Here is a 20699-nt window from a genome sequence, read left to right as displayed (position 1 = left end):
GGGGGATTTGTTCCAACATCGAATCGTGGAAACAGGACGGCTACCGCTCTTCTGTTTCTTCGTCGCGCTGATCGTCGCCTTCGTCTTCACCCGCATCAACGTCCGGCTCATCCGCGCGAAGATCGGGTGGTTCGGCAACGTCAGCGTCGGCGACATGCACATCCACCATGTGGTGTTCGGCGTGGTGCTGACCATGCTCGGCGGGGTCTCCGGCCTGCTCGTCTCCGGCGTCTCCCAGGGGTGGTACGCCCTGACCGCGGCCGTCTTCGGGGTGGGCGCCGCCCTCATCCTGGACGAGTTCGCGCTGATCCTGCACCTGCACGACGTCTACTGGGAGGAGGAGGGCCGCACGTCGGTCGACGCGGTGTTCATCGCGATCGCCGTCACCGGCCTGCTCCTGCTCGGCCTGCGCCCGCTGGGCTGGGAACGGCCGGACGGCACGCCGCAGGGGACGTGGCTCGCGGTCGGCTTCCTCGTGCTCAACCTGATGCTCGCCGTGGTCACCCTGCTGAAGGGGAAGATCTGGACGGGCATGGTCGGCCTGTTCGTCCCGCTGCTGCTGATCGTCGGGGCGCTGCGGCTGGCCCGGCCCGGCTCTCCCTGGGCCCACTGGTTCTTCGCTCCGGGCTCCCGAAGGCCGAGGCCCTGGAAGCTGGCCAGGGCACAGCGCCGTGAGGAGCGCTGGCGCAGCCCGGTCATCAAGGTCAAGATCGCCTTCCAGGAGTTCGTCTCCGGCCGTCACGACCTGCCCTCCTCCCGTCTGCGCACCCGCCGCTGACCTTGGAGAACCGCCGTGCCGTACTGCCGTGCGCCCGGTGAAACTAATACCATTAGACAGAAGCTAATAAGATTAGTTACAGTCTAGGGGTTCTAGGAGAGAGGGGCGCGTATGGCACGGGCCGGGTTGACGACGGATCGGGTGACGCTCGCCGGTGCCGAACTGGCCGACGAGGTCGGGTTCGACCGGCTGACCATGTCGGCGGTGGCACGACGGCTCGGGGTGAAGGACGCCAGCCTCTACGCGCACGTTCGCGGCCTTGAGGACCTGCGCGGCCGGATCGCCCTGCTGGCGGCCGACGAGAAGACCGTCCGCATCGCGGAGGCCACCGCGGGGCTGGCGGGCAGGGACGCGCTGGTCGCGTACGCGACCGCCTACCGGGATTACGCCCGCGAACACCCGGGCCGCTACATGGCGACGCAGATCCCCACGGAGATCGACCCCGAGCTCCTGGCCGCGGCGCGCGGGCCGCGGCGCGCGATCGAGCTGACCTACGGCATGTTGCGCGCCTACGCCCTCGGGGAACCCGACCTGACCGACGCGGTACGGCTGCTGCGCAGCATGCTGCACGGCTTCATCAGCCTTGAGGCGGCGGGCGGGTTCGCGCACTCGCGGCCGGCCGAGGAGTCGTGGTCACGCTGCCTCGACGCCCTGCACACCCTCCTGGAGCGCTGGCCCGCCGATCACGAACCACACGGTGAGGGAACGAGGACATGACCGAGACGACCATCGGACGCCTGCGCGTGGACGGCGCCGAGCTGTACCACGAGGTGCGGGGACGGGGGCCGCTCCTGCTGCTGATCCCCGGCGGCACCGGCGGCGCCGCCTCCTTCGAGGAGATCGTCGACGACCTGGCCGCCGACCGCACGGTCGTCACCTACGACCCGCGCGGCCTGTCCAACAGCCCGCTGGACGACCCGGCGGCACGTCAGCGGGTGGAACAGCACGCCGAGGACGCCCTCAGGCTGATCGACCTGCTGTCCCCAGGGGAGCCCGTCAGCGTGGTGGGCTGCAGCTCGGGGGCGATCGTGGCGATGCACCTGCTCACCGCCCATCCCGGGCGGGTCGCACGTGTCGTGGCGCACGAGCCGCCGCTGGCCGAGGTGTTGCCGGACGCCGCCGAGCACCGCGCGATGCTCGCCCGTGTCCGGGAGGCCTTCGACCGGGAGGGGCTGATGGCCGCGGCGACCGTGCTCGCGGCCGGTCTCAGACGGCCGGGGGAGACCGCCGACGCGCGGCCCGCCGCCGAGCCGTCCCCCAGGGCGGCCGCGCGCGTCGAACGGTCGATGGCCGACGCGCCCTACTTCATCGGGCGTATCATCCCGAGCTTCATGGCCCACGTCCCGGACGTGGACCGGCTGCGGGCCCTGTCGGACCGGCTCGTGCTCGCGGCCGGGGCGGACTCCCGCGGCGAACTGCCCTACCGTCCCGCGGCCTTCCTGGCCGAGCGGTTCGGCACGGAGCTGGTCCACTTCCCCGGCGGGCACACGGGACTGAGCACCCACCCCGCCGAGTTCGGGAAGCTGCTTCGCGAGGTGCTCGACGCCCGGTGACACCGGGGTGCGGCACCCATCGGCTGAGCGGAAAACAGGGGGAAGGCCGTCGGGGCCGTACGGCATGATGCCGCCCATGGATCACACTCGCTATCTCGACCTGATCCGCGCCGACGGCGATCGCCTGCTCGCGGCCGCGGAGAGGGGGCTGGACGCCCGGGTGCCGTCGTGCCCCGGCTGGACCGGCCGTGACCTGCTCCACCACGTCGGAGGGGTCTACGACCACAAGGTCCTGTGCATGCGGCTCGGACGCGACCCGCAGGAGGCCGAGCGGGCGCCGCTGCCCGGTGACGCCGCGCTCAGGGACTGGTTCCTCTCCCAGCGTGAGACGCTGCTCGACCAGCTCGTCATGCGCGGTCCTGGGGCGCCCTCCCACACCTGGTTCCCGCCGGACCAGACGGTCGGCTTCTGGTACCGCAGGATGGCCCACGAGACGGTCGTCCACCGGATCGACGCCGAGCTGATCGACGGGGGGCAGACCCCGGTCGACCCCGAGCTGGCGGCCGACGGCGTCGACGAGCTGCTCGGCTTCGTCACCCACGACTTCGACGGCAGGTCCGAACAGGAGCAGGGCGTCGGCCGTACGGTCGCTCTGGGCTGCGGGGGCCGGGAGTGGGCGCTGACGTTGCGCGCGGACCGCGCGGTGTGGGCGGAGGAGGGGGCGACGCCGGACGCGCGGATCGACGGAGAGCCGGAGGACCTCCTGCTCCACCTGTGGAACCGGCGCAAGGCGGGCGGCAACTCCCTCAGGAGCTCCGGCGACGTGGACGCGCTCGCCGGGCTGTGGGCGCGCCTGCAGGAGGAGACCCAGTAGGCGGTCCGGGGCCGCTCACGCGGCGCCGATGAGGCTCCGCACGGTCAGGCCGAGGCCCAGCAGCATGACGGCCACGGCGGTGCCGGTCGGCAGGAGCGAGGACAGGCGGCCCGCCACGCCGTTCCCCCCGGCCGCCAGGCGGCCGAGACGCCCGGCGAGTTTGACCAGCAGCAGCCCGGTGAGGGTGAGCGTGCCCGCCATGCCGAGGCCGTACGCCAGGATCAGCGCGATCCCGAACCACGTGCGACCGAGGCCGATCGCGCCCAGCAGGACGACGAGCGCCGAGGGGCTGGGCACCAGCCCTCCGGCCACGCCCAGGCCGACCAGCCCGCGCCGTGAGCGGGGCGTCCGCTCGCGGGGGAGGTCCTTCTCCGCCTGCCGTTCGAGGACGGCGACCGGCGCGTACCCGTGAGCCTCACCGCCGGGGACCTCCCGGACAGGGGGACGCCGGGGAACGAGGTGCCCGTGCCCGTGACCGTGGGCGGGGGCCTCGCCGGTGCGGTGGGCGCGCCAGGCGGAGCGCAGCAGCCCGGCCCCGACCAGGGTGATCAGCAGACCGCTGACCAGGCCGAGCCAGGCGAGCACCGCCTCGCCGGTGAGCGCGGACAGCACGGTCAGCAGCAGGCCGGCCACCAGGACGCCGACGGTGTGGGTCACGGTGACGGTCGCGCCGACGATCAACGCGTCACGCGGGCGTCCCCGCCTGCCCGCCAGGTAGGCGGCCATGATGGTCTTGCCGTGTCCCGGGATGAGGGCGTGCCCGGCGCCCAGCGCGACGGCCATGAGCACCGAGAGCAGCACGAGCGGCGCGGTCGGCGAGTCGGTGCCGACCAGGCCGGTGAAGGTGTGGTCGAGCCAGGCCGTCACACCGCCGAGCGGGCCGCCGGACAACCCGGACAGATCAGATAGCTCGGGCGTCGGGGACGGCACGGCCGCCGAGGGGCCTGTCTCCGGGGTGACGCTCAGCCGCGCGGTCCGCTGGTCGAGCGGGGCGGCCAGCAGGTCGTCCGGGTAGGACCGCAGCCGTCCGCTGACACTCGTCCCGGGAACGGAGGACCGGCTCAGGCGCAGACCGCCGGAGGCGACCGCGGTGATCTCCCGCCAGCCGGTCCGGTCGGGCAGGTAGTCGTCGCTGAAGTCGACCGTCCCCCGGGCGCGGACGTCGGCGGTCAGGTCGCACGTCAGGCGGCTGGTCCGCAGGCCGCCCTGTCCCCGGGCGTACCTCAGGCCGGTCCCGGCGACACGCCAGGCGACGGGGGAGCCGTTGACGGTCAGCCGCTGTGCCCCGGCGAGCGCGGCGCAGCGGGCGGCGCCGTAGGCGGCCAGTTCGGCGGCGGAGACCCTGCCCGAGCTGTCGGTGTCCATCTCGGTCCTGGCCTGGAGGGTGGGCAGTTCGGCGCTGTCGACGACCGCCGTGTTCTCGATCCGGTCGGGGGTGATCCGCAGGCCGTCGTAGTGGTTGACGGTGAGGTCCCCCAGCGGATGCGCGGCGGCGGGCGGGGCGAAGGCGGGGAACATCGCGACCGCCAGGCAGGAGAGGGCGAACAGGAGCCCTCCACGACGCCGTTCCCGCGCGCCGTACCGGCCCGCGGGTGGCGGGACCTGTGCTGATGTCATGACAACCTCCCGAGGCTCACGGACGCGGACGGGGACTCCGTCGTGCCGGCGAACGTTCGATCTCGGCGTCGGCGGCCCGGAGGTGCCCCGGGAGCGCCCCGGGGGAGTGCCCCGGTCGCCGGCGGCCGCCTGGTCGCCGCTGGAATGCTTCCGGTTCCGGGTGGCTTTTTCGTGCGGTGACGCAGCGGAAAGAGCAGAAAATTCATGGATTTTTCCCTTGGGGAGACCGAAGAAGGCATCCCTCCCCGGGTGTCCCACTTCCCTTTCGTCAACCAGGGTTGACGTCCAGGCCGTGTCAACCTATGTTGACGGAATCGACTTTCGTCTACGAAACCGGCCGTGACGCTCGAAGGGGGCGTGCGCGCAGTAGATATGAAGCACGTCGATCGGGGGCCGGTCATGTCATCTCAAAGGAGACGGGAATTGTCAGAGACCGTGTCGTGGCGTCCGCTGTTCGCCTACATCAGGCCGCACCGGTCCGCCCTGCTGCTCGGCGGCGCACTCAGCCTGGTCGGCTCGCTCGCCGGCCTGGCCATGCCCCTGCTCGCCAAGACGGTCATCGACGCCTTCGGCGCGAACCGGTCCCTGGTCGGGCCGGTGCTCGGCCTGACGGTCGCGGTCGTCGTGGGCGCGGTCGTCGGCGCGCTGGGCAGATACGTGCTCGAACGCATGGGGGAGGGAGTGGTCTTCGCCGCCAGACGGGGTCTGGTCGGCCGCATCCTCAGGTTGCGGGTCTCCGAGGTCGACCGTCTCAAACCGGGCGACCTGCTGTCCCGGGTGACCTCGGACACCACGCTGCTGCGCGCGGTGTTCACCGAGGGCGTCGTCGAGATGGTCAGCGCGCTGTTCATGCTGGCCGGCGCCATCGTGATGATGGCGGTCATGGACGGGCTGCTGCTGCTGGTCACCCTGGTGGTCCTGGCCGTGGTCGGCTCGCTGGTCGGCCTGGTCATGCCGCGCATCCGGCGCGCCTCCACGCAGGCGCAGGTCGCGGTCGGTGAGATGGGAGCGGTGCTGGACCGGGTGCTGCAGGCCTTCCGCACGGTCAAGGCCAGCGGCGCGGAGGAGCGCGAGATCGCCACCGTGGACGCCGCGGCCCGCGAGGCGCGTGACAGGGGGATCGCCGTCGCCTGGTGGACCTCGATCGCGGGCATCTCCACCTGGGTGGCCGCCCAGCTCGCCTTCGTCGCGGTGCTCGGCGTCGGCGGCGCGCGGGTCGCCTCGGGCGCGCTCGCGGTCTCCTCGCTGGTCGCCTTTCTGCTCTATCTCTTCTACCTGGTCTCCCCGATCGGCCAGCTCGTGCATGGTTTCACCCAGATGCAGAACGGCCTGGCCGCGGTCAGGCGGATCAGGGAGATCGAGGAACTCCCCGCGGAGGAGATCGGGACCCCGGCGGGGGCCTCCGGCACGACTCCCGCCGGGGTGGGCTTCCGGGAGGTGGTCTTCCGCTACGGCGAGGACCGGCCGGTCGTGCACGACGGCGTCTCCTTCGAGATCCCGGCGCGCGGCCTGACCGCCCTGGTCGGTCCGTCGGGGGCGGGCAAGTCCACGGTCTTCGCCCTGCTGGAGCGCTTCTACGAGCAGCAGTCGGGGACGATCACCGTCGACGGCCGTGACGTGCGGGACTGGCCGCTGCCCGAGCTGCGGGCCGTCCTCGGTTACGTCGAGCAGGACGCGCCCGTGCTGGACGGCACGCTGCGGGAGAACCTCGTCTTCGCCGCCCCCGGGGTCGACGAGACCGACGTCCGGCGGGTGCTCTCGCTGACCAGGCTTGACGACCTGGTCGCCCGGCTCCCCGAGGGCCTGGAGACCCAGGTCGGCCATCGCGGGATCATGCTCTCCGGCGGAGAGCGTCAGCGGGTCGCCATCGCCAGGGCCCTGCTGCGCAGGCCCAGGGTGCTCCTGCTCGACGAGGCGACCTCCCAGCTCGACGCGGTCAACGAGATGCGGCTGCGCGAGGTGATCGCCGAGGTGGCGAAGGAGACGACCGTGCTGGTGATCGCCCACCGTCTGTCCACGGTGACCAGCGCCGACCGGATCGTGGTCATGGAGGGCGGGGCCGTACGGGCGGTCGGCACCCACGGGGAGCTGCTCGACGACGACGACCTCTACCGCGAGCTGGCCGCGACCCAGTTCCTGTTGCCGACCTGAGCGGGACGGCCACCGGAGTCGAACTGATCTCCCGGGTTTCGTACGGCTCCCGCAAATTTACGTGGTGGGGAGGGCGATGGTTCGGGCGCCGGTCTCCTCTGTCGGTTGGCGCCGGAGGAAACCGGGCATCCGCCCTGTGCGAAGCCTCTTCTTCGCTCAGGAGCGGCCCCTCGGGACGCTCACCGGGTTCGGCCTCCAGTCCGGTTCGTGCGGGACAGGGCGGGGCACAGGCCGATGTGGCGGTAGTGGAAAGGATGGGGCGTCCCGGCGTGCGGCCTGGGACGCCCCCTTTTTTTATAGGTTCACTCCTTCCACGGCGCCTCCGCCGTCATGTCCACCTTTCCGCGAGGTGTATGAACGACACCGGGACGGGAGGGAGATGGAATGCCGGTGGAGGGGCGAGCGGTTGGAGGGGACGTGGGGGAAGGACTCGATCGACTTCTTGAGGGCCGGAGGCTCTCGCCCGTGCAGCGGCGGATCGCGCGCTATCTCAACGACCACCTGGCCGAGGCCGTCTTCCTGTCCAGCGTGGAGCTTGCCGAACGGGCCGGGGTGAGCCAGCCCTCGGTGACCAGGTTCGCCACGTCGCTCGGCTTCGCCGGCTACCCCGAGCTGAGGCAGGCGCTGCGGCCGTTCGTGGTGAGCGAGCGGCCCCTGTCGCGGGCCAACGACCTGCAGACCGCGATCGACGCGGAGATCGAGAACCTGCGGAGTGTGCGCGACCGGCTGGCCGACCCCTCGGTCATCGCCGAACTGGGCGCCGCGCTGGCCGGGTGCCAGCCGCTGCCCGTGCTCGGGCTGCGGGTTTCGAGCGGGCTGGCCACCACGTTCGCCTACTTCGCCCGCAGGATCCACCCCGACGTCCGCCTGCTGACCCACGGCGGCTCCGAGCTGGCCGACGGCCTGGACGCCGCGCGCAGGGCGGGGGCCGCCTGGCTGGTCGCCGTGGTGCTTCCCCGCTATCCGGCCGAGGCCGTACGGGCCCTGCGCGGGGCCAGGGAGCTGGGCCTGCGGACCGCGGTGATCACCGACAGGCGCGACGTGCCGTTCGAGGCGGACGTGATCCTGGACGCCCCGGTCGGTGAACGCCTGGTGTTCGACGCGCACACGGCACCGCTCGCCCTGGCCATGGTGCTGGTCGAGGCCATGGCGGACGCGGCGCCGCTGCGGACGCGGGCCCGGCTTGAGGAGTACGAGCGGATGATCGACAGGGCCGGGGTCTTCACCGGGAACCGGCCGGGTACGGCTAGCCCGCCAGCTTCCGCAGGGAACGCACGGACCAGGTGAGGGTCAGGGCGCCGAGCACGAGGAAGACGGCGAAGGCCACCGGGATCGTGCCGTCGGTCAGGCGCTCGGCGAACAGCGAGCGCCCGGCCTCGACCGCGTAGTAGAGCGGGTTGAACCTCGCGACGGTCTGCATCCACTGCGGGCCGAGGGAGGCCGGCAGCAGCATTCCGGCCAGCAGGGTCAGCGGCAGGGCGAAGAACTGGACGATCTGCGACAGGCCGTTCTCGTCGCGGATGGCCAGCGCCAGGCCGTAGGAGAGGCTGGCGGCGAACAGGCCGGTGGTGGCCATGAGCAGCAGCATCAGCAGGGCCGCCGCCGGGCTCAGCCGCAGGCCCATGAGCACGGCGACGCCCATCACCAGCAGCGCCTGGCAGGCGAGCACGAGCATGTCCTTGACGACCCGGCCGAGGATGATCGCGGGCCGCCAGGCCTGGCTGACCGCCAGCCGTTCGAGCACGCCGTTGCGGGTCTCGTTGATCATGGCGAAGCCGGTGAAGAGTGAGCCGAACAGCGCGATCATCATCATCGCGCCGGGGGTGAACATCCGCAGCGCCTCATCCATCGTCCCGCCCTGGGTGATCTTGGTCAGCAGCGGGGCGAACAACAGCAGATAGAGCACGGGCTGCATGATGCCGATCAGCACCCAGGCCGGATTGCGCAGGATGTTGCGCAGCTCGTGGCCGAAGAACAGTGCGGTGTGCCGGAACATGGGGGGTCCTAACGTCTCGACGGTGGGGGTGGTCGTCAGGCGGCGTCACGCAGGGAACGCCCCGTGTGCCGCAGGAAGACGTCGTCCAGCGTGGCCCGGTCGAGGGAGATGGACCGGATGGCCAGCCCGCCGGCCTCAAGGGCGCGCAGCAGCGACGTCAGGTTGCGTTCGCCGTCGTCGAGGTAGGCCAGCAGCGCGTCGTCCCGCTCCTGGGTCTCCTTGATGTACGGCTGCGCGGCCAGCAGCGGCAGCGCCGCGGCCCGGTCGTCGACCCTGAGGGTGACGACGTCCCCGGAGATCTCCCTCTTGAGTCCCTGCGGGGTGCCCTCGGCCACGACCTGGCCGTTGTCGATGATGACGAGCCGGTCGCACAGGGCGTCGGCCTCGTCCAGGTAGTGGGTGGTCAGCAGCACGCTGGTGCCCTGGTCGCGAAGGGCGCGCACCTCCTGCCACAGGTTGGCGCGGTTCTGCGGGTCGAGGCCGGTCGTCGGCTCGTCGAGGAAGACCAGCGGCGGCCGGTTCACCAGGCCGACGGCCAGCGCGAAGCGCCGTTTCTGGCCGCCGGACAGCGTCTTGAGGGGGCGCCGGGCGATCTCGGTCAGGCTGAAGGCCGCGAGCAGCTCGTCGGCCCGGACGGCCGCCTGCCTGCGGGAGTGGCCCGCCAGGCGCGCGGCCAGCAGGAGGCTGTCGAGGCCGGGGACGTTGTCGTCCATCCCGCCCGTCTGGCCCACGTATCCGATCCGCTCCCTGACCTTGGCCGCCTGCCGTACCACGTCGTATCCGGCCACGGTGGCCGTTCCCGCGGTCGGGGCGGTGAAGGTGGCGAGCATCCTGACCGTGGTGGTCTTGCCCGCGCCGTTGGGGCCGAGGGCGGCGAAGATCTCGCCCTCGGAGACCGACAGGTCGATGCCTCTGACGGCCTCGACCTGCTCGGTTCCGCCTCGCCCGCGCCTGGTGAAGGTCTTGCGCAGTCCGCGCGCTTCGATGATCATTACACTCCGTTCCGCCGGATGTCCGGGGGTGACTGGGGGTGGGGAGGCGCTCGCGCGACCTCCCGGGAAAGGCTGGACCCTCTCACGGCGTGAGGCTCAACCTCTTTTCACGGCAGCTTCCCGTCGCGCACCTTCTCCATGGCCTCTTCGAGCCAGGTGAGCTGGGCCTGGAGCTGGAGGATGTTGAGCCGCAGGCACTCGTCGATGTGCCGGGGGGCGCCGAAGGCCTGCTTGCCGCCGATCGCGCGCTCGGTCATGGAGATCGAGAAGCGCAGCTGCGCGGCCCTGGCCTCCATCGCCGAGGTCAGGTCGGCGGACGAGAGCCGGTCCATGAAGGTGAGAGCGACCTGGAACGGGTCCACGATCGGCTTGATCTCCCACCAGTGGCTCATCAGGTGCCGGGCGAACTCCGCACGGCCGATCTCGGTGATCCCATAGACGGTCTTGCCTCCCTTGCCCTCCTCGACCCGCTCAAGGAGGCCTTCGTCGGCCATCTTGGCGAGTCCGTGGTAGATCGAGCCGTAGGCCACGTTGGCCCAGTGCTGGGTGCCCATGAGTTCGAGGCGGCGCCGTACCTCGTAACCGTGGAGAGGGCCGTCGAGCAGTACGCCGAGCAGTAGAACACGAGTGGAGGACATGTGCAATTTTTTATTCAAGTTTGAATACGCTGTCAATCCTGGGCTACGGTGCCGGACGTGAGAGAGATCAGACGTGACGACGATGGCGCCCTTCTGGGCTACCTGCGGCCGGTGGGGGACGCCTGGCAGCCGCTGACCGTGTTCGGCTATCCGCTGGGAGAGCCCCGCCCGGACGAGAAGGCGGCCGAGGAGGTCCACCGCTCGGGCCTTTCCGTGCTGGGCGAGCCGTGGCTTTTCCTGCAGGAGGGCAGATGGCACCGGTGCGTCATCCTGGAGGCCGACGAGCGGGAGGTCAGGGTCCGGCCGACGGGCCACGACTACCCGCACGACGTGTACGCGCTCACCCTGGAGCGTCCCGGGCCGGACACGTTCCGCCCCGAGTAGGGTGATCCACATGTCCGAACGTCCCCTGGCACTGGTGACCGGAGCCTCGCGGGGGGTCGGCGCCGCGGTCGCGCGCGCCCTGGCCCCCACCCACGACCTGCTGCTCGGCGGCCGGGACACCGCGGCGCTGGCCGCGCTGTCCGCGGAACTGCCGGGCTCACGCCCCTGGCCGGTCGAGCTGACCGCCGTCACCGAGGCCGACGTCGCCGGGATCGACCGGCTCGACGTGCTGGTGCACAGCGCCGGGGTGGCGATCCTGGGACGGATCGCCACGACGCCCGCCGAGGTCTGGCGGCGCACCCTGGACCTCAACGTGGTCGCGGTCGCCGAACTGACCCGGCTGCTGCTGCCCGCCCTGCGCGCGGCCGAGGGGCGGGTCGTGCTGATCAACTCCGGGGCGGGCCTGCGGGCCAATCCGGACTGGGGCCCCTACGCCGCCAGCAAGTTCGCGCTGCGGGCCTTCGCCGACGCGCTCCGCCTTGAGGAGCCCGTCCTGCGGGTCACCTCCGTCTATCCCGGGCGGATCGACACCGACATGCAGCGCGGGGTCCGTGAGCAGGAGGGCGCGGTCTACGAGCCGGACAGATACCTGACGCCCGAGTCGGTCGCGCGGGTCGTGCTCACCGCGGTGAGCGCCACCCCGGACGCCCACGTCACCGAGATCACCGTCCGTCCCAGCGCGGGCCCGGTCAACTGAGCGGTGTCTTGGGCGACCCTTTTGCCCCTCATGTGAGCCGCGCGGGGCGCCCGTGAACGACCCTGTTCACATAATGGAGGGTGTTCGCCGCAGCGAGGGGAGACTCCTTCCCGTCCTCGCCAGGAGCGCCCCGGGCGCCCGAGCGGGGAGCGTCCGTGCCGGAGACGGTCTACTGGTGTGAGCTGGCCTGGCTGCCGCCGGGCGAGGTCGCCTCGGGGGTGCTCGTCACGGTCACGGGCTCACGGATCTCCGAGGTGGCCTCCGGTGTCGCCGTCCCTCCCGCCGGGGCCGTACGGCTGGCCGGGCTGACCCTGCCCGGACTGGCCAACGCGCACTCTCACGCCTTCCACCGGGCGCTGCGCGGGCTGACACAGCGGGAGAAGGGCAACTTCTGGACCTGGCGTGAGCGGATGTACGGCGTCGCCGCGACCCTGGACCCCGACTCCCACCACAGGCTCGCCACGGCCGTCTTCGCGGAGATGGCGCTGGCCGGGATCACCTGCGTGGGGGAGTTCCACTACCTCCACCACTCACCGGGCGGCGGGCCGTACGGCGATCCGAACGCGATGGGGCACGCGCTCGTCGAGGCGGCGAGACGGGCCGGACTGCGCATCGCGCTGCTGGACACCTGCTACCTGGCCGGTGGTGTCGGCGTTCCGCTGACGGGCGCCCAGCTCCGCTTCGGGGACGGCGACTCGGAGCGGTGGGCGGTCCGGGCGGATGAACTGCTGGGCGCCTACCGGGGTGAGCACGACGTCGAGATCGGGGCCGCGCTCCACTCGGTGCGGGCGGTGCCCGCCGAGCAGATGCCCGTGGTCGGCGCCTTCTCCCACCACCACGCGGTCCCGCTGCACGTCCACGTTTCCGAGCGGCGTGAGGAGAACGCCGCGTGCGTCGAGGCCTACACCGCCAGCCCCGTCCAGCTCCTCGCCGAGCACGACGTCCTGGGACCCCGGACCACGGCCGTGCACGCCGTACACCTGTCCGAGGTGGACGTCGCGCTGCTCGGGCAGTCACGCGCCCACGTCTGCGCGTGCCCGACGACCGAACGGGACCTGGCCGACGGTCTCGGTCCCGTCAGGGCGCTGTTCGACGCGGGGTCGCCCGTCACGCTCGGCTCGGACAGCCAGGCGGTGATCGACCTGTTCGAGGAGGCGCGCGGCGTCGAGCTGAGCGAGCGGCTCGTCACCGAACGGCGTGGCCACTGGACGGCCGCCGAGCTGCTCCAGACCGCGACCGGCGCGGGGCACGCCTCGCTGGGATTCCCCGACGCGGGCATGCTCGTGCCGGGGGCCTGGGCGGACCTGGTCTCGGTGAGCCTGGACTCGGTCCGCACCGCGGGGGCCTGTCAGGAGGACGCCGTGGAGATCACGATCTTCGCCGCGACGGCCGCGGACGTCCACTCCGTGGTCTCAGGAGGCCGCCGGGTGGTCGAGGAGGGCAGGCACGTCCTGGGAGACGTGGGCGCCGCGCTCGCCGCGGTGATCGCCGAGGTGCGCGGCGTGGTTTGAGCCCTCCCGGGCGGGGCATCGAGGGACCTCATGGCGCCGTGTCCCGAGACATCCTCCTTGAGGAGGAAATCCAAAACCGTTCTCTCGGCGTACTTTTTTGGGGAATCTTTGCCCTGGTCCGGGCGTTGTTGAGGCAAGCGGCATGTTCGCGCGCCCGGGGTCTCGATTGAGCGCGCGGGCCTGCCATAAGCAGGCGGAACGAGGTGCCATCTGATGGCAAGGCCGACGGGGAATCGGACGCAGGATCAGCACGTCTCTGATCGAGACCTGCTGGGGACATACCTGGCTGAGATCGGAAGGGTCCCCCTGCTCACGGCGGAGGAGGAGGTCGAACTCGCCAAGCGGATCGAGGCCGGTCTCTTCGCCGAGCAACTGCTCGACGGCGGGTTGCGGGAACCGCGTATCGCGGACGCCGCCGACGAGGAGCTCGAAAGACTGGCTGTTTCCGGGCAGCGGGCCAAGGATGAGTTCATTCAGGCCAACCTACGTCTTGTGGTGGCGGTGGCGCGCAAGTACTCGGGGCGTGGAATGCCGTTGATCGATCTGGTCCAGGAGGGGAACCTGGGTCTGGTCAGGGCGGTTGAGAAGTTCGACTACCGGCGCGGTTACAAGTTCTCGACGTACGCGACGTGGTGGATCCGCCAGTCCGTTGGCAGGGCGATCCACGAGCAGGCCAGGCCGGTGCGGCTGCCGACCCACGCGGGCGAGCAGATGACCAGGCTGATGCGTGTCAGGCGCGACATGCTGGCCGAGTTCGACCAGGAGCCGACGGACGCCGACCTGGCCGAGGTGCTCGAACTGCCGATCGAGCGGGTGCGCGAGCTGCGCCGCTGGGCCTCCGACCCGGTCTCCCTGCAGCTCGGCGTGGGTGACGAGGACGAGACCGAACTCGGCGACATGATCGCCGACGAGACGTGGGCCGACCCCGAGCAGCAGGCCATGGACATCCTGGAGCGCGAGCGCCTCGAGGAGTGGCTGACCGGCCTTGAGGGACAGACCCGTGAGATGCTCCGCTGGCGCTACGGCCTGATCGACGGCCGTGAGCACACGCTGACCGAGGTCGGCGAGCGCTACGGCATCGGCCGTGACCGCGCCCGCCGCATCGAGCGCGACGCCCTGGCCAGGCTGCGGAAGATGGCGATGGCGGCCTGAACCCCCACGATCCGGTACGGCCTCGGGGAGCCGTACCGGATCGGGTCCGGGGTCAGCGTCCGGGGAGCTCCTCGATGAAGCGGTGGAGGATGTCCCGCGTCATGAGCGCCGGCTCCGCCTGGACGACCAGCTGGTTCATGACGTGCCAGAAGCGTTGCACGTCACTCGGCCTGTCGGGGCAGGAGGCCCCGATGAGCTGCCTGAGATAGACGACGTCGGGAAGCTGCTGCTCGGGCATGCGCAGGATGGTGACGGGCCCGCCGCACGCGGCGTGGCCGCCCGCGCTGAACGGCAGGACCTGGACGGTGACGTGGTTGAGCCCGGTGACGGCGACCAGATGTTCCAGCTGGGCGCGCATCACCGCCGTGCCGCCGACCGGACGGCGTAGCGCCGCCTCGTCGATGACGGTCCACAGCCTCGGGGCGTTGGGCCGGTGCAGGATCCGCTGCCGCCTCATGCGCAGCTCGACCCGGCGTTCGCACTCGGCGCTCGTGGCGTCCTGGTGGGCGAGCCGGATGGCGGCGCGGGCGTAGTCCTCGGTCTGCAGCAGCTCGGGGACGAGCTGGACCTCGTAACCGCGGATGACGTCGGCGGCCTGTTCCAGACCGAGATAGGCGTCGAACCAGCTCGGCACCAGATCGCTGTAGGGGTGCCACCAACCGCGCCGGCTGGCCTGTTTGGCCATCGCCAGCAGTGTGGCTCGCTCCGCCTCGTCGGTGAGGCCGTAGAGAGTGAGAAGGTCGGCCACGTCACGCTGCTTGAAGCCGGTGCGTCCCAGCTCCAGGCGGCTGATCTTGGAGCGCGAGGCCCGGATCGTCTCGCTCGCCTCCTCAAGGCTGATGTTCCTGACCTCCCGCAGCCTGCGGAGCCGGACGCCCAGCAGCATCCGCAGGACGGTCGGTCCGCTCCCGAAGGGGGAGTCGTCCGTGATCCGGCTGTCGGGCCGGTCCTGCACGGTCTCGATGTTCATGTTCAGTCACTTTCTGGCGACGGTCGCCGACGTCGGACCGCGGCGCGCCGGTCTCGGGAACACCGGAGCACGGCGACCGTCCACCGTCCCGCGCGGGGATCCCGTACGGGGTGGGGGCGGTCACCGTGTGTCCGGGAGAGGCCACCGCGGACCGTCACGGCGCGGTCCGCGCGAGGTGTGGTGGAGAGACCTACCTCTTACGGGCGACGCCGCCCAGCGCGTCCACGTCGGCGACCGGGTCGAGGAGAGGCACCTCGGGCCGCCAGTGTGTGATCGGGACGACACCGGGTTCCAGGAGGTCGAGGCCGTCGAAGAAGCCGGCGAGTTCCTCCGGGCTGCGCAGGTGATAGGGGGCCGCGCCGCTGTCGTTGTACTGCTGCGTGGCCGCGAAGTTCTCCGCGTTGGTGTCGACGCTGTCGTTGAAGGCGAGGAAGCTGCCCGAGGGCAGGGCGTCCATGAGCCGTCTCACGATGGCGTGCGCCTCGCCGGTGTCGCGGACGTGCCCGGTGATCTGCATCAGCACGAGCGCGACGGGCCGGGTGAGGTCCAGCGTCTTGGCCGCGGCGGCCAGGATCGTGTCCGGGTCGTACAGGTCGGCATTGATATAGGTGGTCATGCCCTGGGGGGTGCTGGTGAGCAGCGCGCCCGCGTGCACCAGGACGAGGGGGTCGTTGTCGACGTAGACGATGCGGGAGTCCGGGGCCACCCGCTGGGCCACCTCGTGGGTGTTGTCGACGGTCGGCAGGCCGGTGCCGATGTCGAGGAACTGGCGGACCCCCTCCTCGCCGGCCAGGTGCCGGATCGCGCGGGCGAGGAAGTGCCGGGACGCGCGGGCGAGTCCGGCGATGCCGGGGAAGACCTCGGTGAACTGTTCACCGGCCTCGCGGTCGACCGGATAGTTGTCCTTGCCGCCCAGCCAGTAGTTCCAGATCCGGGCCGAGTGCGGGACGGTGGTGTCGATTTCTGGTTTCTGCTGGGAAAGCTTCCATTCGGAAGGATTCTGCGGGGAGGAAGGTGAATCATCACGTTTCACCACAGGGGAGGGTCTCCTGTCGTACGCGTATTCCGCTGTCGTCACACACGATAAGGTCGGCGATCCCGCTCGTAGTCAGTTATTGATGATCTTGTCGATATTTGCTGACGTTCGTCCGTTTTGTGAGTAAGGGGATGGTGTCACCGTCCCAGCCTGTGGCGATGTGCCGGGCATTCTCTTTCGCGGTCTTTCGTGGGAAAACCGGCCCGTACGGCGGTTGGTTTGGGATGGATCACGGCCTTGGGGGTCTCTGTCCGAAACGTGGCTGAAACACCGTGTCGTGGAGTTTCACAGATCCGAAACACATCGTGCGGCGCCGTGAAACCACCGGGGAACACGCTGGGGCGCATCGTCAGTGCGCACGGTCGACGGAGCCCGGAGGCGTTCACTGCGACCTGAGACAGGCACGCGCCATTCGTAAGGGAGGGTCGCTTCGAATGAAGATCGACAGCGGCACCACTGCCTGGATGCTCACGGCCACCGCGCTGGTGTTGCTGATGACTCCGGGGCTCGCACTGTTCTACGGCGGCATGACCAGGGCCAAGAGCGTCCTGAACATGATGATGATGTCGTTCGCGAGCATCGTCACCGTCACCGTCGCCTGGGTGCTCTACGGGCACTCACTGGCCTTCACCGAGAACGGCAGCGGGATCGTCAACGCCTTCGTCGGCGGGCTGGACGCCCTGGGGCTGCAGAGCCTGGTGGGCACGGCGACCAGGGCCGACGGCACCGGGATGCCGAGCCTGGTCTACTCCGCCTTCCAGCTGACCTTCGCGGTCATCACCGTCGCCCTGATCAGCGGCGCCATCGCCGACCGCGCCAGGTTCGGCGCGTGGGTGCTGTTCACCGCGGTCTGGGCGACCGTGGTCTACCTCCCGGTCGCCCACTGGGTCTGGGGTGGCGGCTGGCTGTTCGACCTGGGTGTCGAGGACTTCGCGGGCGGCACGGTCGTCCACATCAACGCCGGGGCCGCGGCGCTCGCGCTGACCCTCGTGCTCGGCAGGCGCGTGGGCTGGCGCAGGGAGCCGATGCGCCCGCACAACCTGCCCCTGGTGCTGCTCGGCGCGGGCCTGCTGTGGTTCGGCTGGTTCGGCTTCAACGCGGGCTCGGAACTGGCCGTCGACGGGACCGCGGGGCTGGCGTTCATGAACACCCAGATCGCCGCCGCCGTCGGCGCGGGCGCCTGGCTGGTCGTGGAGAAGGCGCGTGACGGCCACGCGACCAGCCTGGGCGTCGCCTCGGGCGCGGTCGCGGGCCTGGTCGCGATCACCCCGGCGTGCGGCTTCGTCGACCCCTGGGGCGCGGTCGTCATCGGCGCCGTCGCGGGCGCGGTCTGTGCCCTCGCCGTGGGCCTGAAGTACCGCCTCGGTTTCGACGACGCGCTCGACGTGGTCGGCGTCCACATGGTCGGCGGCGTGCTCGGCGCGGTCTCGCTCGGCTTCCTGGCCGCCTACCCCCTCCTCGGCCAGCAGGGCAAGGGGCTGCTGTACGGCGGCGGCCTCGGGCAACTGGGACTGCAACTGCTGGGCCCGGCCGTGGTCGCGGCCTACTCGTTCGCCGTCACCTGGGTCATCGCCAAGATCATCGACAGGGCCGTGGGCTTCAGGATCGGCGCCGACGACGAGGTCACCGGAATCGACATCACCTCCCACGCCGAGACCGGCTACGACCTGGGCACCGTGCACGCCTCCGGCGTCACGGTCAGGACCCCGGCGACCGGCGGCGCCGCGAAGAAGGTGGACGCATGAGACTCATCACCGCCGTCATCAAGCCCTTCAAGCTCGACGACGTGAAGGCCGCGCTGGAGCAGTTCGGCGTCAGGGGCATGACGGTCAGCGAGGCCAGCGGGTACGGCCGCCAGCGTGGCCACACCGAGGTCTACCGGGGCGCGGAGTACCAGGTGGACCTGGTGCCCAAGGTCCGGCTTGAGGTGCTCGCCGAGGAGGACGACGCCGACGACGTCATCGACGTCATCGTCAAGGCGGCGCAGACCGGCAAGATCGGGGACGGCAAGGTCTGGTCCGTCCCCGTGGACACGGTCGTGCGGGTCCGCACCGGGGAACGCGGCCCAGAGGCGTTGTGAACCGGCGTTCCTACGCCGCGGCCCGCAGGGAGCGGACCGCGGAGGTCGACCGCTGGCTGGCCGGACTGCTGAGGAGCGCCCGCGGCGCGCCGTACGGGAAGGACGGCGCCGGGAGCGAGGAGCGCGAGACGTCCGGGATCGCGCTCGTCGCGGTCGGCAGCCTGGGCAGGGGCGAGCAGGCGCCGGGCAGCGACCTCGACCTGGTCCTGCTGCACGACGGCAGGCACGACGTGGCGGCCGTCGCCGACCGGCTCTGGTACCCGATCTGGGACTCGGGAGCGGGCCTGGACCACTCGGTGCGGACGGTCGAGGAGGCCGTCGCGGTCGCCGGAGACGATCTGAAGGCGGCGCTCGGGCTGATCCAGGCCCGGCACGTCGCGGGCGACCCGGAGCTGACCAGGGCGGCCAGGGAGGGTGTGCTGGCCGGGTGGCGGGCCGACGCGCGGCGCAGGCTCGCCGAGCTTCGCGAGGCCGCGGGCCTGCGGGCGGCGGCCCGCGGTGAGCTGGCCTTCCTGCTGGAACCCGACCTCAGGGACGCGCGCGGCGGCATTCGCGACGTGCAGGTCATGCAGGCGGTCGCCGCGGCCTGGGTCGCCCCGGCGCCGGGGCCGAGGGTCAGGCAGGCCCACGAACTGCTGCTGGACGTCCGGCACGCCCTCCACCTGGTGACCGGGCGGGGAGGCGACCGGCTGGTGCTTCAGGAGCAGGAGGCGGTCGCGGGTGTTCTCGGCCTGCTCGACGCCGAGGCGCTGATGCGCGCTCTCGCGGAGGCGGGGCGGACCGTCACGCACGCCTTCGACACCACCTGGCGCGCCGTCGACCGGCTGGTCGGCGGCCCCGCGCCCAGAGGGCGCCGCCCGCTCGCCGACGGCGTGGTCGAGCAGGGCGGCGAGGTCGTGCTCGCCCGCGACGCGGACCCGCGCGCCGATCCGGTGCTCGTACTGCGCGCCGCCGCGGCCGCCGCCGAGGCGGGGCTGCCGCTCGCGCAGGCCACCGTGAGCGTGCTCGCCGCCCAGTCGCCGCCGTTGCCCGTCCCCTGGCCCGCCGCGGCGCGCGACGCCCTGGTCGGGCTGCTCGGCGCGGGACGGGCCGCGGTGCCGGTCTGGGAGGAACTGGACCAGGCGGGCGTGGTGGTCGGCCTGCTGCCCGACTGGGAACGTGTACGGCACCGCCCGCAGCGCAACCCCGTGCACCGCCACACCGTGGACCGGCACCTCATCGAGACGGCCGCGGGGGCGGCGTCGTTCACCCGCGAGGTGGCCCGGCCCGACCTGTTGCTCATCGCCGCGCTGCTGCACGACCTCGGCAAGGGATGGCCCGGGGACCACTCGGTGACCGGGGCGGTCGTGGCTCGGGATATCGGCGCCCGGATGGGACTCTCCGCGCCAGATGTGGAGACCCTGGAGCGGGTGGTCCGCCACCACCTGTTGCTGCCGGAGACCGCGACCCGCCGCGACCTCGACGACCCGGTGACGATCTCCAGGGTGGCCGAGGCGGTCGGATCACGCGAGGTCCTGGAGCTGCTGGCCGCGCTCGCCGTCGCCGACGGCCGCGCCACGGGACCCGCCGCGTGGAACTCCTGGAAGGCGTCCCTGGTCGCCGATCTCGTGCGCCGGGTGCGCTCGGTGCTGTCCGGAACCCCCGTCAGGCCGGCCCCGGTGCTCTCCGCGGCCCGGACGTCCCTGGCCAGACACGGTGGCGGCGCCGTACGGGTCAACGGGGGAGCGGTCACCGTCGTCGCCCCGGACAGGGCCGGGCTGCTGTGGAGCGCGGCCGGGGTGCTCGCCGCGCACCGGATGGTCGTCCGCGCCGCCTCGGCCGCCTCCGCGGGGGCGACGGCGGTGATCGAGTTCGCGGTCGTCCCCGAGTACGGCTCGCCGCCCGATCCGGCGACCCTGGAGGCTGACCTGCGGCTCGTTCTCGCCGGACGGCTCGACATCGGGCGGCGCCTGGCTCGAAGGGCCGCCTCGGTCCGGCCGCCCCGGGTGCCGGTCGCGCCACCGCGGGTCACTATTGTTGACGACGCGTCCAACACCGCAACCGTGGTGGAGGTGCGCGCACGGGACCGACCGGGACTATTGTGGCGAATCGGCAGGGCTTTTGGAGACTGTGGTCTTGACGTGCGAGCCGCACGTGTAGAGACTCTCGGCGCAGAGGCGGTGGATGTCTTCTACGTTGTCGATAGAGCCGGGCGTCCTCTGACTGACGAGGCCCAGCGGGCACTGGTGCGGGACCAGGTGCTTGCCGCCTTGCGATAACCATAGGAAATCGTTCTCTCGTCACCTTCGTAACGATTGCGTCCGGTTTGTCGGCTTTGTCGATTGCGTCCC

General features: G+C 71.4%; 19 protein-coding genes. 13 read left to right on the top strand and 6 right to left on the bottom strand.

The window, feature by feature from the left end; all coding sequences use genetic code 11:
• The first annotated feature begins 25 nt into the window (after positions 1-25).
• The 4 genes from ACFYY8_RS00595 to ACFYY8_RS00580 all read left to right on the top strand — a co-directional run bounded on the left by ACFYY8_RS00595 (position 26) and on the right by ACFYY8_RS00580 (position 3145).
• Positions 26-778: a hypothetical protein gene (locus ACFYY8_RS00595; protein ID WP_390035708.1), complete on the top strand. Its 753-nt coding sequence runs from the start codon at positions 26-28 to the stop codon at positions 776-778.
• Positions 779-889: 111 nt separating this feature from the next.
• Positions 890-1495, top strand: coding sequence for a TetR/AcrR family transcriptional regulator (locus tag ACFYY8_RS00590; protein WP_390035706.1), 606 nt, complete (start codon positions 890-892; stop codon positions 1493-1495).
• On the top strand, positions 1492-2331 hold the full coding sequence (locus ACFYY8_RS00585; RefSeq protein WP_390035704.1) for an alpha/beta fold hydrolase: 840 nt from the start codon (positions 1492-1494) through the stop codon (positions 2329-2331). Before ACFYY8_RS00590 ends, ACFYY8_RS00585 begins: the two co-directional genes overlap by 4 nt.
• 76 nt (positions 2332-2407) lie before the next feature.
• Complete coding sequence (locus ACFYY8_RS00580; protein ID WP_390035702.1) at positions 2408-3145, top strand: maleylpyruvate isomerase family mycothiol-dependent enzyme; 738 nt, start codon at positions 2408-2410, stop codon at positions 3143-3145.
• 15 nt (positions 3146-3160) lie between these two features.
• Here the strand turns inward: ACFYY8_RS00580 and ACFYY8_RS00575 are convergent, their stop codons facing one another.
• Complete coding sequence (locus ACFYY8_RS00575) at positions 3161-4762, bottom strand: nickel/cobalt transporter (protein WP_390035700.1); 1602 nt, start codon at positions 4760-4762, stop codon at positions 3161-3163.
• A gap of 399 nt (positions 4763-5161) precedes the next feature.
• Between ACFYY8_RS00575 and ACFYY8_RS00570 the strand changes: the two genes are divergently transcribed.
• Together ACFYY8_RS00570 and ACFYY8_RS00565 are read left to right on the top strand one after the other, a co-directional pair.
• A complete protein-coding gene (locus tag ACFYY8_RS00570) occupies positions 5162-6913 on the top strand; it encodes an ABC transporter ATP-binding protein (protein WP_390035698.1) in 1752 nt (583 codons plus the stop codon).
• A 417-nt stretch (positions 6914-7330) separates the two neighbouring features.
• The gene (locus ACFYY8_RS00565; protein ID WP_390035696.1) at positions 7331-8200 is read left to right on the top strand and encodes a MurR/RpiR family transcriptional regulator; all 870 of its coding nucleotides are present in this window, start codon (positions 7331-7333) and stop codon (positions 8198-8200) included.
• On the opposite strand, the gene ACFYY8_RS00560 is transcribed toward ACFYY8_RS00565, so the two are convergent.
• The 3 genes from ACFYY8_RS00560 to ACFYY8_RS00550 all read right to left on the bottom strand — a co-directional run bounded on the left by ACFYY8_RS00560 (position 8160) and on the right by ACFYY8_RS00550 (position 10539).
• The gene (locus ACFYY8_RS00560) at positions 8160-8909 is read right to left on the bottom strand and encodes an ABC transporter permease (RefSeq protein WP_390035694.1); all 750 of its coding nucleotides are present in this window, start codon (positions 8907-8909) and stop codon (positions 8160-8162) included. The two genes, ACFYY8_RS00565 and ACFYY8_RS00560, sit on opposite strands and share 41 nt — an antisense overlap.
• Before the next feature lie 35 nt (positions 8910-8944).
• Entirely contained in the window at positions 8945-9901 is a 957-nt protein-coding gene (locus ACFYY8_RS00555; protein WP_390035692.1) for an ATP-binding cassette domain-containing protein, read from the bottom strand.
• A gap of 107 nt (positions 9902-10008) precedes the next feature.
• Positions 10009-10539 carry a PadR family transcriptional regulator gene (locus ACFYY8_RS00550; protein ID WP_390035690.1) on the bottom strand — a complete coding sequence of 177 codons (531 nt, stop codon included), beginning with the start codon at positions 10537-10539 and terminating at the stop codon, positions 10009-10011.
• A gap of 57 nt (positions 10540-10596) precedes the next feature.
• On the opposite strand from ACFYY8_RS00550, the gene ACFYY8_RS00545 reads away from it, so the two are divergent.
• From ACFYY8_RS00545 to ACFYY8_RS00530, 4 genes are all read left to right on the top strand, one after another.
• Positions 10597-10923 carry a hypothetical protein gene (locus ACFYY8_RS00545; protein ID WP_390035688.1) on the top strand — a complete coding sequence of 109 codons (327 nt, stop codon included), beginning with the start codon at positions 10597-10599 and terminating at the stop codon, positions 10921-10923.
• A 10-nt stretch (positions 10924-10933) separates the two neighbouring features.
• Positions 10934-11620, top strand: coding sequence for an SDR family oxidoreductase (locus ACFYY8_RS00540; RefSeq protein WP_390035686.1), 687 nt, complete (start codon positions 10934-10936; stop codon positions 11618-11620).
• 155 nt (positions 11621-11775) lie between these two features.
• Positions 11776-13131, top strand: coding sequence for a formimidoylglutamate deiminase (locus tag ACFYY8_RS00535; RefSeq protein ID WP_390035684.1), 1356 nt, complete (start codon positions 11776-11778; stop codon positions 13129-13131).
• Between the two features lie 213 nt (positions 13132-13344).
• Positions 13345-14283, top strand: a complete 939-nt coding sequence (locus ACFYY8_RS00530; protein ID WP_352009567.1) for a sigma-70 family RNA polymerase sigma factor — start codon at positions 13345-13347, stop codon at positions 14281-14283.
• Between the two features lie 52 nt (positions 14284-14335).
• On the opposite strand, the gene ACFYY8_RS00525 is transcribed toward ACFYY8_RS00530, so the two are convergent.
• Positions 14336-15253, bottom strand: a complete 918-nt coding sequence (locus ACFYY8_RS00525; protein ID WP_390035682.1) for a helix-turn-helix transcriptional regulator — start codon at positions 15251-15253, stop codon at positions 14336-14338.
• Between the two features lie 190 nt (positions 15254-15443).
• The gene (locus ACFYY8_RS00520) at positions 15444-16286 is read right to left on the bottom strand and encodes an SAM-dependent methyltransferase (protein WP_390035680.1); all 843 of its coding nucleotides are present in this window, start codon (positions 16284-16286) and stop codon (positions 15444-15446) included.
• A gap of 437 nt (positions 16287-16723) precedes the next feature.
• Between ACFYY8_RS00520 and ACFYY8_RS00515 the strand changes: the two genes are divergently transcribed.
• From ACFYY8_RS00515 to ACFYY8_RS00505, 3 genes are read left to right on the top strand one after another with little or no spacing between them, the layout of a single operon-like run.
• On the top strand, positions 16724-18034 hold the full coding sequence (locus ACFYY8_RS00515) for an ammonium transporter (RefSeq protein ID WP_390035678.1): 1311 nt from the start codon (positions 16724-16726) through the stop codon (positions 18032-18034).
• Positions 18031-18369, top strand: a complete 339-nt coding sequence (locus ACFYY8_RS00510) for a P-II family nitrogen regulator (protein ID WP_184713272.1) — start codon at positions 18031-18033, stop codon at positions 18367-18369. Before ACFYY8_RS00515 ends, ACFYY8_RS00510 begins: the two co-directional genes overlap by 4 nt.
• Positions 18366-20627 carry a [protein-PII] uridylyltransferase gene (locus tag ACFYY8_RS00505; protein ID WP_390035676.1) on the top strand — a complete coding sequence of 754 codons (2262 nt, stop codon included), beginning with the start codon at positions 18366-18368 and terminating at the stop codon, positions 20625-20627. The genes ACFYY8_RS00510 and ACFYY8_RS00505 overlap by 4 nt, the downstream gene beginning before the upstream one ends.
• Positions 20628-20699 lie beyond the last annotated feature (72 nt).

It is taken from the genome of Streptosporangium sp. NPDC001559 (assembly GCF_042893955.1).
Lineage (GTDB): Bacteria > Actinomycetota > Actinomycetes > Streptosporangiales > Streptosporangiaceae > Streptosporangium.
The sequence above is the reverse complement of the archived record's forward strand: the minus strand, read 5'-3'. Positions and strand labels throughout refer to the sequence as shown.

Excerpts from the sequence above, each read along its gene's own strand:
- ACFYY8_RS00540 (WP_390035686.1), top strand. The coding sequence starts at position 10,934 with ATGTCCGAACGTCCCCTGGCACTGGTGACCGGAGCCTCGCGGGGGGTC.
- ACFYY8_RS00515 (WP_390035678.1), top strand. The coding sequence starts at position 16,724 with ATGAAGATCGACAGCGGCACCACTGCCTGGATGCTCACGGCCACCGCG.
- ACFYY8_RS00560 (WP_390035694.1), bottom strand. The coding sequence starts at position 8,909 with ATGTTCCGGCACACCGCACTGTTCTTCGGCCACGAGCTGCGCAACATC.
- ACFYY8_RS00585 (WP_390035704.1), top strand. The coding sequence starts at position 1,492 with ATGACCGAGACGACCATCGGACGCCTGCGCGTGGACGGCGCCGAGCTG.
- ACFYY8_RS00510 (WP_184713272.1), top strand. The coding sequence starts at position 18,031 with ATGAGACTCATCACCGCCGTCATCAAGCCCTTCAAGCTCGACGACGTG.
- ACFYY8_RS00530 (WP_352009567.1), top strand. The coding sequence starts at position 13,345 with ATGGCAAGGCCGACGGGGAATCGGACGCAGGATCAGCACGTCTCTGAT.
- ACFYY8_RS00570 (WP_390035698.1), top strand. The coding sequence starts at position 5,162 with ATGTCATCTCAAAGGAGACGGGAATTGTCAGAGACCGTGTCGTGGCGT.
- ACFYY8_RS00550 (WP_390035690.1), bottom strand. The coding sequence starts at position 10,539 with ATGTCCTCCACTCGTGTTCTACTGCTCGGCGTACTGCTCGACGGCCCT.
- ACFYY8_RS00575 (WP_390035700.1), bottom strand. The coding sequence starts at position 4,762 with ATGACATCAGCACAGGTCCCGCCACCCGCGGGCCGGTACGGCGCGCGG.
- ACFYY8_RS00525 (WP_390035682.1), bottom strand. The coding sequence starts at position 15,253 with ATGAACATCGAGACCGTGCAGGACCGGCCCGACAGCCGGATCACGGAC.
- ACFYY8_RS00555 (WP_390035692.1), bottom strand. The coding sequence starts at position 9,901 with ATGATCATCGAAGCGCGCGGACTGCGCAAGACCTTCACCAGGCGCGGG.
- ACFYY8_RS00580 (WP_390035702.1), top strand. The coding sequence starts at position 2,408 with ATGGATCACACTCGCTATCTCGACCTGATCCGCGCCGACGGCGATCGC.
- ACFYY8_RS00590 (WP_390035706.1), top strand. The coding sequence starts at position 890 with ATGGCACGGGCCGGGTTGACGACGGATCGGGTGACGCTCGCCGGTGCC.